Source organism: Yoonia sp. R2331, from assembly GCF_041103235.1.
GTDB lineage: Bacteria > Pseudomonadota > Alphaproteobacteria > Rhodobacterales > Rhodobacteraceae > CANMYO01.
The window spans coordinates 1,781,649-1,795,128 of record NZ_JBGCUN010000001.1; the positions used below are offsets into that span (position 1 = coordinate 1,781,649).

General features: G+C 60.9%; 14 protein-coding genes. 7 read left to right on the forward strand and 7 right to left on the reverse strand.

From position 1 onward, the window contains the following. Positions 1-2 precede the first annotated feature (2 nt). Together AB3Y40_RS09170 and AB3Y40_RS09175 are read left to right on the forward strand one after the other, a co-directional pair. On the forward strand, positions 3-434 hold the full coding sequence (locus AB3Y40_RS09170; protein ID WP_369438487.1) for an SRPBCC family protein: 432 nt from the start codon (positions 3-5) through the stop codon (positions 432-434). Further along, positions 431-814: a DUF1761 domain-containing protein gene (locus AB3Y40_RS09175; RefSeq protein WP_369438488.1), complete on the forward strand. Its 384-nt coding sequence runs from the start codon at positions 431-433 to the stop codon at positions 812-814. Before AB3Y40_RS09170 ends, AB3Y40_RS09175 begins: the two co-directional genes overlap by 4 nt. Here AB3Y40_RS09175 and AB3Y40_RS09180 read toward each other — a convergent pair. The 5 genes from AB3Y40_RS09180 to AB3Y40_RS09200 all read right to left on the reverse strand — a co-directional run bounded on the left by AB3Y40_RS09180 (position 811) and on the right by AB3Y40_RS09200 (position 5,650). Further along, positions 811-1,836: a molybdopterin-binding protein gene (locus AB3Y40_RS09180; protein ID WP_369438489.1), complete on the reverse strand. Its 1,026-nt coding sequence runs from the start codon at positions 1,834-1,836 to the stop codon at positions 811-813. The two genes, AB3Y40_RS09175 and AB3Y40_RS09180, sit on opposite strands and share 4 nt — an antisense overlap. Continuing rightward, the gene (locus AB3Y40_RS09185) at positions 1,833-2,807 is read right to left on the reverse strand and encodes an XdhC family protein (protein ID WP_369438490.1); all 975 of its coding nucleotides are present in this window, start codon (positions 2,805-2,807) and stop codon (positions 1,833-1,835) included. Before AB3Y40_RS09185 ends, AB3Y40_RS09180 begins: the two co-directional genes overlap by 4 nt. Then, positions 2,794-3,267, reverse strand: coding sequence for a DUF1203 domain-containing protein (locus tag AB3Y40_RS09190; protein ID WP_369438491.1), 474 nt, complete (start codon positions 3,265-3,267; stop codon positions 2,794-2,796). The genes AB3Y40_RS09185 and AB3Y40_RS09190 overlap by 14 nt, the downstream gene beginning before the upstream one ends. Before the next feature lie 165 nt (positions 3,268-3,432). Continuing rightward, the gene (locus AB3Y40_RS09195) at positions 3,433-4,683 is read right to left on the reverse strand and encodes a vWA domain-containing protein (RefSeq protein WP_369438492.1); all 1,251 of its coding nucleotides are present in this window, start codon (positions 4,681-4,683) and stop codon (positions 3,433-3,435) included. Positions 4,684-4,747: 64 nt separating this feature from the next. After that, on the reverse strand, positions 4,748-5,650 hold the full coding sequence (locus tag AB3Y40_RS09200) for an AAA family ATPase (protein ID WP_369438493.1): 903 nt from the start codon (positions 5,648-5,650) through the stop codon (positions 4,748-4,750). A 111-nt stretch (positions 5,651-5,761) separates the two neighbouring features. Between AB3Y40_RS09200 and AB3Y40_RS09205 the strand changes: the two genes are divergently transcribed. From AB3Y40_RS09205 to pyrC, 3 genes are all read left to right on the forward strand, one after another. Then, entirely contained in the window at positions 5,762-6,985 is a 1,224-nt protein-coding gene (locus AB3Y40_RS09205; RefSeq protein WP_369438494.1) for an acyl-CoA dehydrogenase, read from the forward strand. A gap of 107 nt (positions 6,986-7,092) precedes the next feature. After that, a complete protein-coding gene (locus tag AB3Y40_RS09210) occupies positions 7,093-8,052 on the forward strand; it encodes a hypothetical protein (RefSeq protein WP_369438495.1) in 960 nt (319 codons plus the stop codon). Positions 8,053-8,096: 44 nt separating this feature from the next. Then, positions 8,097-9,152: a dihydroorotase gene (gene pyrC / locus AB3Y40_RS09215; RefSeq protein ID WP_369438496.1), complete on the forward strand. Its 1,056-nt coding sequence runs from the start codon at positions 8,097-8,099 to the stop codon at positions 9,150-9,152. A gap of 103 nt (positions 9,153-9,255) precedes the next feature. On the opposite strand, the gene AB3Y40_RS09220 is transcribed toward pyrC, so the two are convergent. After that, positions 9,256-9,705: a MarR family winged helix-turn-helix transcriptional regulator gene (locus tag AB3Y40_RS09220; RefSeq protein ID WP_369438497.1), complete on the reverse strand. Its 450-nt coding sequence runs from the start codon at positions 9,703-9,705 to the stop codon at positions 9,256-9,258. Then, positions 9,702-10,838, reverse strand: a complete 1,137-nt coding sequence (locus AB3Y40_RS09225) for an Acg family FMN-binding oxidoreductase (protein ID WP_369438498.1) — start codon at positions 10,836-10,838, stop codon at positions 9,702-9,704. The genes AB3Y40_RS09220 and AB3Y40_RS09225 overlap by 4 nt, the downstream gene beginning before the upstream one ends. Before the next feature lie 167 nt (positions 10,839-11,005). Between AB3Y40_RS09225 and AB3Y40_RS09230 the strand changes: the two genes are divergently transcribed. Together AB3Y40_RS09230 and AB3Y40_RS09235 are read left to right on the forward strand one after the other, a co-directional pair. Further along, the gene (locus tag AB3Y40_RS09230; protein WP_369438499.1) at positions 11,006-11,683 is read left to right on the forward strand and encodes an orotate phosphoribosyltransferase; all 678 of its coding nucleotides are present in this window, start codon (positions 11,006-11,008) and stop codon (positions 11,681-11,683) included. 266 nt (positions 11,684-11,949) lie between these two features. Continuing rightward, positions 11,950-13,443, forward strand: a complete 1,494-nt coding sequence (locus AB3Y40_RS09235) for a replicative DNA helicase (protein WP_369438500.1) — start codon at positions 11,950-11,952, stop codon at positions 13,441-13,443. Positions 13,444-13,480 lie beyond the last annotated feature (37 nt).

A 13,480-nucleotide genomic window follows, 5' to 3' on the forward strand; every position in this document is an offset into this window, starting at 1 on the left:
CCATGTCTGATCTCACCCTCACAACATCGCGCACCATCGCCGCCCCGCAGGCGGCCGTCTTTGACGCATGGCTCAACCCCGAGATGCTGCGCCAGTTCATGCGCCCCGGCCCCGGCATGACCACGCCGTCCGCCACCAACGACCCCAAGCAAGGCGGCCGCTTTGATCTGGTCATGCGCGCGGGCGACGACGACATCCCGCACGCCGGCACCTACCTTGAAATCGACCCGCACAACCGGATCGTCTTTACCTGGGAAAGCCCGTTTTCCGCCGATGACAGCACCGTCACGCTCGACTTTGCCCCCGACGGCGACGGCACGGCCGTCACCCTGACCCACGTGCGCTTCGTGTCCGAGGAAAGCCGCGACAACCACATGGGCGGCTGGACCGCGATCCTTGAAGCACTGGGCGAAACCCTGATGGAGGCCGCATGACCATCGACGTCACCCCCCTGAACTGGCCCGCCGTGATCGCGGGCACGATTGCCGCCTTCATCCTCGGAATGCTCTGGTTCTCGCCGAAGCTTTTTGGCAAGGCCTGGTCCACGGGCAGCCACAACATCCAGCCGCCCGACAGCCCGCCGGTGCTGGCGATGGTGGTGCAGCTTCTGGGCACCTTCGCGCTGGCGCTGGTGGTCGGCCTGACCGAGACTTATCAGGCCATCGGGGCCGCCCTTGCGGCCATCACCGCCACAGCCCTCTTGATTGCGGGCATGGATCTGTTCAGTCAGAAAACAGTCAAGGCGACGCTGGTTGATGCCACCTATATCATCGCCGCTGGCGTGTTGATGATCCTGGCCCAAGGCGTCCTTTAGTCATCGCTCCGGCGCGGCCTGCCCCGCGCCGGGGTCTCTTTCAGCAAACCACCCACACCCATCGCGGCAATTTCGGCGGGGCCAACCGGCACCCCGCAAAGCACCCGTTCCAGCACCCAATCTGCCCCGTTGAGCGCGGGCGACCGCGCACAGCCCGGCAAGCCAATCACGGGCCGCCCGCCAAGTTCTCCAACGAACAGCAAATTGCCGGGATCAACCGGCATTCCGAAATAATGCACCACACCCCCCGCCTTGCGCACCGCCTCTGGTGCGGTATCGGCGATGTCGGACGTGGCAGAACCTGTAAGGATGCAGATCACCTCACCCTCGGCCTGCGCCAAGGCCGCCGCCAGCGGTGCCTCATGGTGCGGCACCACCACGCGCGGCCCCGTCAGCCAGACACCCAACCGCTCCAGCCGCATCTTCAGCGCCCGCCGCCCCTTGTCGCCGGGTGTGGTCTCACTGACCCGCGTCTCGATCAGGCTGGCGGCTATATGCACCGGCGTCTGCACTGCAATCGCCCCCACCGCCAAGGCCTCGGCCCGCGCGACATCCGCCCCCGCCACCCCGTAGGAGATAACCTTGATCGTCGCCACCAGATCGCCTGCCGCCACCCGGCGCAGCGGCGGCAATGTGGCGATGGTGATCATCGGGCTAACCGCGTTAAACGCCGCTATCGCATCCGCTGTGATCCGCACCACGCCCGCCGCCTCGGCGATCAGGTTGACCCGCCCTGCTTTGGCCTGCGTCAACCGCAAATGCGCCGCGTCAGGTGCTGGTACAATCGCCTGCGCCAGGCGCGTGGCCGCCGCATCCTCGGCCAGATCACCGGGATCAAGCCGGGCGACGGTCACACGCTCATGCCCCTCTGCGGCCAAATCCGCCACATGCGCAGCCGTCAACACCGTCCCCTTTGGAATCAGATAATCCAACTGCATTTCATAAGGCCGGTCGGTGGCCCGCATGGCATGGGCCAAAATGGCCCCTTCGGCCTCTGCTACCGGAACCGGACCAAACTTCATGTGGCTTTGCGCAAGGTCTGGATCACCTCGGCCATCACACTGACCGCAATCTCGGCCGGTTGCCGCCCGCCCAGATCAAGCCCCACCGGCGCGCTGATCCGGCCGATCTGATCCGCGTTGAACCCCGCCTCTTCCAGCCGCGCCACGCGCTTGGCATGGGTCCGCTTCGACCCCAGACAGCCAAGATAAAACGCATCCGTCGCCAGTGTCGCCTTGATCGCCGGATCATCCAGCTTCGGATCATGGGTCAGCGTCACCACAGCGGTCCGAGCATCAGGCGTCAAGGCCGCCATCGCTGCATCCGGCCAATCCTCGATGATTGTCTCTCCGGGGAACCGCTCTGCCGACCCAAAGGCCCCGCGCGGGTCAATCAGCACCGGCGCAAAGCCGCAGGCCCGCGCCATGCCCACCAGCGCCTGCGCGATATGCACCGCCCCCACGATCACCATCCGCAAGGGCGGGTTGCGCACGGCAACAAACGTCCGCCCATCTTCCTCGACACCTGACCGATCCAGACGAAACCTTTCAGGATAGGCGTCTGGCCCCACCACCTGCCGCGCGTCGCTTTGCAGATCAACGACATAAGCAGCGGGCCGCTTTTCGGTCCTTGCGTCCCTCAGCGCGGTCAGATGACCCACTGACATCGCCCCGCCCACCGGTTCCACAAGCACCCTGATCTGCCCGCCACAAGCAAGCCCCACGGCAAAGGCATCATCATCGCTGACCCCGTAATCCAGCAGCCGCGCCTCGCCGTCCTCCAGCGCCTCCAGCGCCTCGACCATCACCGCACCCTCAACGCAGCCGCCTGACACCGATCCTTCCATCGCGCCATCTGCGTCGATCACCAAAAGCGACCCCGCCGCGCGCGGCGCTGACCCCCAGGTCTCGACCACCGTGGCCACCGCGACGCGGCGGCCAGCGGCGTGCCAATCATGGGCAAGGGTCAATAGGTCTGCGTCAGGGATGCTCATCCGTCATGGTCCGGGTCAGGAAACAATTGTTGCGGGCCGACCGCACATCAACGTAAGCCACATCCGCCCGGCTGAGAAGGGTCTGCGCATAGCCCGCGATCTGAGCCACCGGCGTGATCTGTCCGGTGCCATAGATTATCCGGTCATCCGCGCTGTAGGCCTTCACCAGATAATCGGGTGAGGTCGTCAGGATCGGCGGCAAACCTGTCGCGTCAAACGGTGTGCAATCATCGGCACACAGAAAAATCGGCCCGGTTTCGGCATAGGGCTGCGGCGCTGGAAATGGCCGCGCAGCACAGATCAACATCTCTTGTCCGGCGGGAACATTGCGCAGGCAACTGCGGCAAGGCTTCCCATCTCCGTCGCTGATCGCGCGTTCGGCTGGTTGACCGTTAGCGTCCGGCCCGCCCTGCCGCAGGCTGTCCACGGTGGCTTGGTCATAGGGTTGAAATCTTGGCATCTGCTCTCTCCTTTGTGCTGACCCCGTGGTGCCAGCGATGGGCCGATTGCGGCAATCCGGATCATGCGCATCTGTCAGGTGAACGCCGGTTAGGACTTTGATGCGCATGGCATGTGCATCGGATGTGCATGGGTTCTGTATGCGCGTTTGGCGCCGCGCGGCGCGTTAACCGATCAACGCCATCAGGCGCGCCTTTTCGCCGCCATCCTCGGGCCGGGTCAGCGCCTCCGCCAGCCCTTCCAGCGACGCAATGTTGTGGCCCGCACGAAAGCTGGTGACATGCGGCAACATCGCCGCGATCCCTTGGGCTTTGGGCGCAAATCCGTCCCACCGCAACAGCGGGTTCAGCCAGATCACCTGCCGCGATGTCAGGCTTAACCGCTTCATTTCCCTGCTCAAATCCGCGCTGTGGTCACGGTCAAGCCCGTCGGTAATCAGCAAAACCACTGCGCCTTGACCCATCACCCGGCGTGACCAATCACGGTTGAAATCGTGCAGGCAAGCACCGATCCGGGTCCCGCCTTCCCAATCCAGCGCCTCGGCCCCGGCCGCCGCAAGGGCTGCGTCCACATCACGTGTGCGCAGATGTCGCGTAATGTTGGTCAGCCGTGTGCCAAAGGTAAACGCATGCACCTGCGCCCAGCCCTGACCCTGCCGGTTCGCGACCCCATGCACAAAGTGCAAAACCGCCCGGCTATACTGCGACATTGATCCCGAAATGTCGCACAAAACGACTAGATTTGGGTAATGCGCGCGTCGCCTTTTTGTTGCAAAAGCAGTGACTTCCCCGCCGTTCCTCATCGTCGCACGCAGCGTTCCGCGCCAATCCGCCAATGGCCCCGACAGCGCCTCTGTCCTACGGCTTTGCAACGGCTTGACCGGCAGACGCAACCCCGCCAACACCCGCTTAGCGGCCTGCATTTCGGCCACCGACATCTGCTCAAAGTCCAGCGTTTTCAGGCGTTCCCGAGCGGACGCCGTGTGCCGGGCATCAATCTCGATCTCGGTGCCATCATCCTCTTGTGGCGCGCCTGGCGGTTCTGGCGCCAGCCCATCCAACAACGCCTGTGCAGCACGTTTTTCTGCTGCCTCTGCCTGACGTTCCTCGCTGACGCCACGCACCATTGGCAAGAGGTGCGACATCATCTGCTCCATGAACTGCGGATCACGCCAATAAAGCCGGAAAAGTTGCGCAAACACCTGAGAATGCGCGCGTTTTGTCACCAATGACGCATGCAGCGCCCAATAGAAATCGCGCTTTTCAGTAAACCCTGCTGCCGCCACCGCCTGTACCGCGGCCAGAACATGACCCGGCCCAACCGGCAGGCCAGCGCGGCGCAACGCACGTCCAAAGTGCAGGATGTTTTGCGCCAGTTTCGGGTCGTCCGGCAAAGCCAAATCGGGGAGTTTCAACACCGTGGCACCCTGAGGGCTTTCACACCCCCAAACCACCTTTGGGTTATTCTGGCCCAAAATAGCATCATCCGGAAAGATCGGCGCGGGCCGCGTCAAGAAGACGCGCCGCTTCAGAGCCTTGCAGCTTTTGAATGTCGTCCTGATACTTCAAGAGCGCGCCCAGCGTGTCGGCGATCACCGCAGGCGACAGGTCAATCACATCCAACGCCAGCAGGCATTTCGCCCAGTCGATCGTTTCGGCTACGCCCGGTAACTTGAACAGGTCCTCACTCCGCAATTTTTGCACAAATGCAATGACTTCCCGGCTTAACTTCATCTTGGCATCGGGCACGCGGGCCGCCAGAATGTCAAGCTCTCGGTCAAAGTCGGGATAGTCGACCCAATGGTATAGACACCGACGTTTTAGCGCATCGTGCACCTCGCGCGTGCGGTTGCTGGTCAGGATCACGATGGGCGGTTCAGGGGCGGTGATCGTGCCCAATTCGGGGATCGTGACCTGATAGTCGCTCAGCGCTTCCAGCAAGAACGCCTCGAACGGCGCATCGGTGCGGTCAATCTCATCGATCAGCAGCACCGGCGCGCCGCCGGGCTGCGGGCGCATCGCCTCCAGCAAGGGACGCGCGATCAGGAAGTCTTCGCCAAAAAGCTCTGATTTCAGGGCGTTACGGTCAGCACCTCCTGCCGCTTCGGCGGTGCGAATGGCAATCATCTGCTCTGCGTAATTCCACTCGTACACGGCAGATGCCGCATCCAGCCCTTCGTAGCATTGTAGCCGGATCAAGCGGCGCCCAAGGGCTGCGGCCACGGCCTTGGCGATCTCGGTCTTGCCGGTCCCGGCCTCACCTTCCAGAAACACTGGCCGGTTCAGCTTCAGCCCCAAAAACATCACCACTGCCAGCGCCCGGCCGCAGACATAGTCCTGCCCTGCCAATGCGTCTTGCACTGCGTCTATCGTGTCAAACGCCATTCAACCCTCGCTTTCTCGCTCAGAACTGCATCCCGCACCGCCCGCGTCAAGCCGCCCGTTGCCCCGGCCCCGCCAAAGGCGTAGCTTGCGGCCAAGCAAAAGGACAATGCGATGAACCATTCCAGCTCGATCTCTGCCGCAGGTTTTGGCCCAGATCTTGGCCCCTTTGACTGGGCCGATCCTTTCCGGCTTGAAGATCAATTGTCAGAGGACGAGCGGATGCTGCGTGACGCCGCCCGCACCTTTGCGCAAGACCGGCTGCAACCCGGTGTGACGGACGCCTACCGCCATGCGGTTACTGCGCCAGAGATATTCGCTGACATGGGGGCTGCGGGCCTGTTGGGCAGCACCATCCCCGAAGACTTTGGCGGGCTGGGTGCCAATTACGTCACCTATGGCCTGATCGCGCGCGAAATTGAGCGTGTGGATAGCGGTTACCGGTCGATGATGTCGGTGCAGTCCTCGCTCGTGATGTACCCGATTCATGCCTATGGGTCCGACGCGCAGCGTCAGAAATATCTGCCCGGTTTGGCCGCTGGCACCTTGATCGGCTGTTTTGGCCTGACAGAGCCTGACGCGGGCAGTGATCCTGCTGGCATGAAAACCACCGCCAAGAAAACCGCTGATGGCTATGTGCTCAACGGGTCCAAAATGTGGATTTCCAATGCGCCGATTGCAGATGTCTTTGTGGTCTGGGCCAAATCTGACGCCCATGACGGCAAGATCCGCGGCTTTGTGCTGGACAAGGGCATGCCGGGCCTCTCTGCCCCTAAGATCGACGGCAAACTCAGCTTGCGCGCCTCGATCACCGGCGAGATTGTGATGAAAGATGTGGCCGTATCCGAAGATGCGATCCTGCCAGATGTGCAGGGCCTCAAGGGGCCGTTTGGCTGCCTGAACCGGGCGCGGTTCGGGATTGCGTGGGGGGTCATGGGCGCGGCAGAGGCCTGCTGGCACGCGGCCCGGCAATATGGTCTGGACCGCAAACAGTTTGGCAGGCCACTGGCGCAGACCCAGCTTTTCCAAAAGAAACTTGCCGATATGCAGACCGAAATCGCCCTTGGTCTGCAAGGGGCTTTGCAAGTGGGTCGCCTGATGGATCAAGGCGCCGCCGCACCCGAAATGATCAGCCTGATGAAACGCAACAACTGCGGCAAAGCGCTTGAAATTGCGCGCCAAGCGCGCGACATGCACGGCGGCAATGGCATCGCTGAGGACTTTCAGGTGATGCGCCATATGGTTAACCTTGAGACCGTGAATACCTATGAAGGCACCCATGATGTGCATGCCCTGATTTTGGGCCGCGCACAGACCGGGTTGCAGGCGTTTTTCTAACCGGGGTAAAATGACCCAGATTTGGGCCACCACATTGCGCAATTTCGCCCCATTGCACCGCTAGACATTCCTCAACGGCCCCGCAAAGGGACCAAACGGAGAGCAGCATGACCGACCACAGCCTGATCCTGGATGCCGACCTTGCCGGACGTACGGGCGCGGAATGGATGGACACGCTTGAAGATGTGGCCGAGGAACACGGCTATTTCGAACCGCTTGGCCCGGATCATCAGGCGGTGTTTCTGGCCGCGGGCCCCCGGCTGCTGGTGACGTTCGAGGACGCAGAGACGATCTGTAAGACCCCCAGCGGTGAACCACGCAGCTTTGACTATGCCCGCGAATATGGTTGGTCGGTTCTTAGCATCATTTCCAACAGCGAAAGCTGGTTCCGCCATCCGGCGATCTATCAGTTCTTTGACAAACTGACCGACGAAGGTACCTTTGACAGCTTTGACGATGTGCTGTTTTTCGGCGCAGGTGGTGCGGGATATGCCGCTGCGGCCTATAGCGTGGCCGCGCCGGGTGCGCGGGTGCTGGCACTGCGCCCGCAGGCAACGCTGTCGGCGCAGATTGCGGCGTGGGACACGCGCCATATCGCTCACCGCCGTCATGATTTCACCTCGCGCTATGGCTTTGCGCCCGACATGGTCGAGGCGGCAGAGGCGGCCTATTTGGTCTACAGCCCGATGCAAAAGGCCGATGCCATCCACGCAGCCCTGTTCACCCGACCCAATGTGATGCCACTGCGGGTGCCGGGCATAGGCGGTCGGATCGAACAAAGCCTTGATCAGATCGGCGTGATGGATGGCTTGTTGCAGGCCGCCATGGACGGCGCGTTGTCGCCTGCTGCGTTCCGCCGCTTGATCCAACCGATCAAAGGCTACGGCACCTATGTGCGCACGCTGCACAAGCGGGCGATGGACACAGGCCATCCGCAACTGGCTGCTAATCTGGCCGCGGCCATGCTGCGCGACGGGCCAGACACCTTCTTTGAAGGCAAGCTGGCCGAACATGCAGCGCAAGGTGTCGTGCCGCGTCCGGCCACCGCCGCCTCGGCTGCGGAATAGCAACGCCTCTGGCCTTGCCGGTCGCGTCCGTGTAACCCCACGGTATGACCGACAAACAGATCACATCCCTGACAATCCGCCGCCCAGATGATTGGCACCTGCACCTGCGCGACGGTGCCATGCTGCAAGCGGTGCTGCCGGAATCGGCCCGCCACTTTGGACGTGCCATCATCATGCCCAATCTGGTGCCGCCCGTTGTGACAGGCGCGCAGGCCAACGCCTACCGCGACCGGATCATGGCCGCTCTGCCCGCCGGTGCCGACTTTGCGCCGCTGATGACGCTCTACCTGACCGAAGAGACGGACCCCAACGATGTGGCCGCTGCCCATGCCGCGGGCATCGCCACCGCGGTAAAGCTTTACCCCGCAGGGGCCACCACCAACTCATCCTCGGGTGTGCGCGACTTTGACAAGGTGCGCCCGGTGCTGGATCGCATGGCCGAGATCGGTATGCCGCTTTGCGTGCATGGCGAGGTGACGAACCACAGCGTCGATATCTTTGACCGCGAGGCGGTGTTCATCGACAAGGTGCTCAAACCGATCCGCAAGAAAAACCCTGATCTGCGTATCGTGATGGAACACGTAACCACACAGGACGCGGTTGACTACGTCCGCGACACGCCCAAGAACACCGCCGCCACGATCACAACGCACCACTTGATCATCAACCGCAACAACATCCTTGCCGGTGGCATCCGTCCGCATTTCTATTGCCTGCCCGTGGCCAAACGCGAACAGCATCGCGTGGCATTGGTGCAGGCCGCTGTGTCGGGCGACAAACGGTTCTTCCTGGGCACCGACAGCGCCCCCCATACCGACCCGCTGAAACTGCAGCCCTGCGGTTGCGCAGGTATCTTCACCGCGCCCAATACGATGTCCTGTTTGGCCGAAGTGTTCGAAGCCGCCGGTGCGCTGAAAAAGCTCGAGGCATTCACCTCCCTCAACGGACCCGCCTTCTATCGCCTGCCTGCCAATGACGCGACAATCACCCTAACCAAGGGCGACCCTGTCACCTATCCTGACCACATCGACACCGCTGACGGTCCCGTCACGATCTTTGATCCTGGCTTTCCGTTGCATTGGCGGGTCGCGGACCAGTAGCGATTTCTAAAGAGGCACGCCGCTGTGGATGATGCTTAGCGGACAAAGCCGCCGCGTGATCGCTGCACTTCAAGGCCCTGTATTCGGCCAAACACCTGATGGATCACCGATGTTGATCGAGATGTTTTCGCATCTCTTTAAGGTCTGCACGCGTCCGGCGCATAATCGCCAATTGATCCGCCCCAACAATGTTACCGATCGCGTCGGTCGCACGCGCAATAGCCTGTTCGCGAAAATTGCGGCCTGCATCTGTCAGGTACACCTGCTTCCCACGCCCGTCATCGGGATCGGGCTTTACCGTGATGTAGCCGCGATCCTGTAGCACCTGAAGCGAATGCGTCATCGTGTTCTTTGTCACCTGCATCGCAGATGCAATACGCACAGGCGGTTTTCCGTCGCCCATGCGTACCAAATGGTTGAGGATCGAAAAGTGTGAGGGATGAACACCATCAGGCAAGCTCTTGGCCAGCAACGCGGTTGCAAGCTGATTGATGATCCCAATTTCGGTGAAAAACCCAAACACTTCGGTCGCTGTATTGTTGTCGTCGTTCACACCATTCCAATCTTGGCCTCTATCGGCCAGCGCGGGCTGACCGGAACGTCCGGACCGTAGCCGATCCGCGCCAGCATTTGAACAGTTTCGCCATCCCGCGCCAACCGCGCATGTGTTTTGGTGTAAAGTTCGGTCATTTCGGGATATTCCTGAAGCGCCTGACTAAGCGGCTGGAACCCCAAACCTTCGGCGGTACACGCCAAATTGATGCGCAACCAATCAGCACCAGCCGCAATCTGATCGCGGCGCGAGTTGCCCGGCGTCACCATCCAAACATGGCCCATTGCCGTCTTGGTGTTTTCAGTCACCACTTTCAAACCCTCCCGAAATCCGGTGGAGGATGTGTCAAGTAAGGCCTCTCGCTCCATGACCCCGGCAAAAGCAAGCGCCTCGAACACGGCACCGCTGAAATCAATGCCATCGGGGTTCGCGTTCACTTCGGCCTTGCCGATCCTCATCAGATCAACGCTTTCCTTGTAGGTGTGCGGGGTTTCAATCTCGGTCACCAGTGCCTGTGTTGTCAGCTCTCGCCAGAACGCGATGTCATCGGGGCTGACAGACCCGCCAAGTTGCGTTTGCTGGCCAACCGCAGTGATCCGGGCCAACGCCACGACCGGAACAGCACGCGAGACATCGTAGGGTTCCTTGTTAGAACGCCGGTGCATCACATGGGTGAAAAGCGGATCAACAACCGGAGTCGCTTGTTCAAATGTGATGCGGGCAATCGGCCTGTCGTCTAGTCCTGCCGCATCTTCGCCGTCTGGAAACAAGGTGACGGCGACATCATAGCCATCTGCGTTGGCGGCCATCTTCAACAGTGCAAGAAAGCACCCAAGCCCGATGGTCAGTTGCCGATCAAAAGGATCCGTATGCGGCAGCTGCTTGTCCGTGTCGAAATACAGCATCAGTTCATCATCACCCTGAAGGTCCACAATCCACGGCTGGCGGTTATGTGGGTTCGGGGCAAGAATTGCATACGAAAGCGCATTCTTTCGCGGATCGTCATAGGTTCCGACACGCGACCACGGCGCCAGCGCCTGCGTTGGCGTCCGCGTGGTGACAAAGGCACCCAATCCCCCAGCCGCCAAAACAACACCGCCCCCGGCAAGCTTCAAAAAGTTTCTTCGTTTCATTTCATGCTCCAATAGTTCGATATGGAACATTAATGGTTCGATCTCGAACTATTCAAGAGAACGCAGAAAAGAAAAATCGACGCCGTGCGCGCGACACCTGCCCCCCCCCTTAACAATTGCGCAGAATCTCCCTAAACCCCGCCAAAGCCAACAAAAGGATGCGCGCCATGATCCCTTCCAGCTTTCCCACCAAAGACGAAATCGCCCGCCTCACCGCCGCCATGCTGCTGGAAATCGACGCGATCAGCTTTAACGCCGATGAACCCTTTACCCATGCGTCGGGCAAACAAGCGCCCACTTATGTCGATTGTCGGAAGTTGATCAGCTATCCGCGCATTCGCTCCACTCTGATGGACTTTTTGACAGTTACCATCATGCGCGAGGCAGGGTTCGAAGCCTTCGACAATATCGCAGGCGGCGAAACCGCCGGCATCCCCTTCTCTGCCCTTGTCGCAGAACGCATGGCGCTCCCCATGACTTACGTGCGCAAAAAGCCTAAAGGCTATGGCAAGAACGCCCGTATCGAGGGTACCATGACCGAAGGCCAGCGCGTCTTGCTGGTAGAGGATCTGACCACCGATGGTGGCTCCAAGCTGTCGTTCGTGGACGCGATCCGCGACACAGGCGCCAGCTGCGCGGCCACCGCCGTGATCTTCTATTACGGGATTTTCGAGGGCGTGGAAAAGGCGCTCACCGACCACGGTGTGCAGCTTATTCACTTGTGCACATGGTGGGACGTGCTGGCCGTCGCCAAGGACACAAATGCCTATGACGCGAAAACCCTAAGCGCGGTAGAGGCTTACCTGGAAAACCCCACCATCTGGAAACCCGGCGACACGCTTTAAGGCAAAAAACTTCCCCACAGGTTTGGGGATAACCCGTCGCCAGAATCGCAGGGCTTGCACAGATGTTGTGACATCATCGCAGCGGTCTGCTATATCTGGCCCGACACCGCGTCCAACCGATGATCCCCAGATTTGTCCTGCCACTTATCCACGGACTTATCCCGATAGCCATTCCCGGCCCGGCGATGCTATGAACCACGGACCGATTGGGGGATCGGCAAGACGGGGCAAACCGGGGTTTCAGACCCGGCAACAGGGTTGAGCAAATGAACGAGATTTCGACATTTAACGCCACCGGCGTGGAAGAGGCTGACGGCGATCTGATGCCGCATTCGATTGAGGCCGAACAGCAGCTTTTGGGTGCCATTCTGACCAACAACGACATCTTTGACCGGATTGCCAATATCATCGGGCCAGATCATTTCTATGACCCCGTCCACGCCCGCATCTTTGACGTGGCCGCCAGCCGCATTGCCAAGAACGCGCTGGCCTCTCCGGTGACGCTCAAGACCTTCTTGGACGATGACGAGGGCCTGAAAGAACTCGGCGGCCCCGCCTATCTGGTGCGCCTTGCCGGTGCTGCGATCAGCGCCTTTGCGGCCAAGGACTATGCCCAAATGATCTATGATCTGGCCATCCGCAGGAAGCTGATCGAGGTGGGCGAAACCATCGCCGACAAAGCCAAAAAGGTCGACATTTCGTCCGAACCCGCCGCCCAGATCGTCGAGGCGGAACAGGAACTTTATGCACTGGCCGAACAGGGCACCACCGAAAGCGGGTTCCAGTCCTTCCTGCGCGCCGTCACCGATGCGGTTAACGTGGCCAATGCCGCCTACCAGCGCGACGGCGGCCTTGCAGGCGTCTCAACCGGCCTGACGGACATGGACAAAAAACTTGGCGGGTTGCACAAATCTGACCTGCTGATCCTTGCCGGTCGTCCGTCGATGGGGAAAACTTCGCTCGCTACCAACATCGCCTTCAACATCGCCAAGGCCTACAAAAAGGGTGTGCTGCCTGATGGCACCGAAGGTGCCGTAAATGGCGGTGTCGTCGGTTTCTATTCACTCGAGATGAGCGCCGAGCAGCTCGCCGCCCGGATCCTGTCAGAGGCATCAGAAGTGCCCAGCGAACAGATCCGGCGCGGCGATATGACCGAGGTCGAATTCCGCCGCTTTGTCGAAGCCGCCAAATCGCTCGAGGCCTGCCCGCTCTTCATCGACGACACACCTGCCCTGCCAATCAGCCAGTTGGCCGCGCGCGCCCGCCGCCTGAAACGGACCCACGGGCTTGATGTGCTGATGGTCGACTATCTGCAGCTTGTGCGCGGCACAGGTCGGTCGGAAAACCGGGTGAACGAAATCTCAGAAATCACCATGGGCCTCAAGGCGATTGCCAAGGAACTCAACATCCCCGTTATCGCGCTCTCGCAGCTTTCCCGTCAGGTCGAAAGCCGCGAAGACAAGCGCCCGCAGCTGTCTGACTTGCGCGAATCCGGTTCGATTGAGCAAGACGCCGACGTGGTCATGTTCGTGTTCCGCGAGGAATATTACGTCGAACGCGAAAAGCCCGGCGATCACGAGATGGAAAAGATGGCCGAGTGGCAGGAGCGCATGGAACGCCTGCACGGCAAGGCCGAGGTTGTGATCGGCAAACAGCGTCACGGTCCCATCGGCACGGTAGAGCTGTCCTTCGAAGGCCAATTCACCCGCTTCGGCAACCTGGTGAAGCCTTGGCAGCAAGACGACGACCGCGAGTTCTAGCGCATACCGCCGGCTGCTTTTGCACAATCGGCGGCCA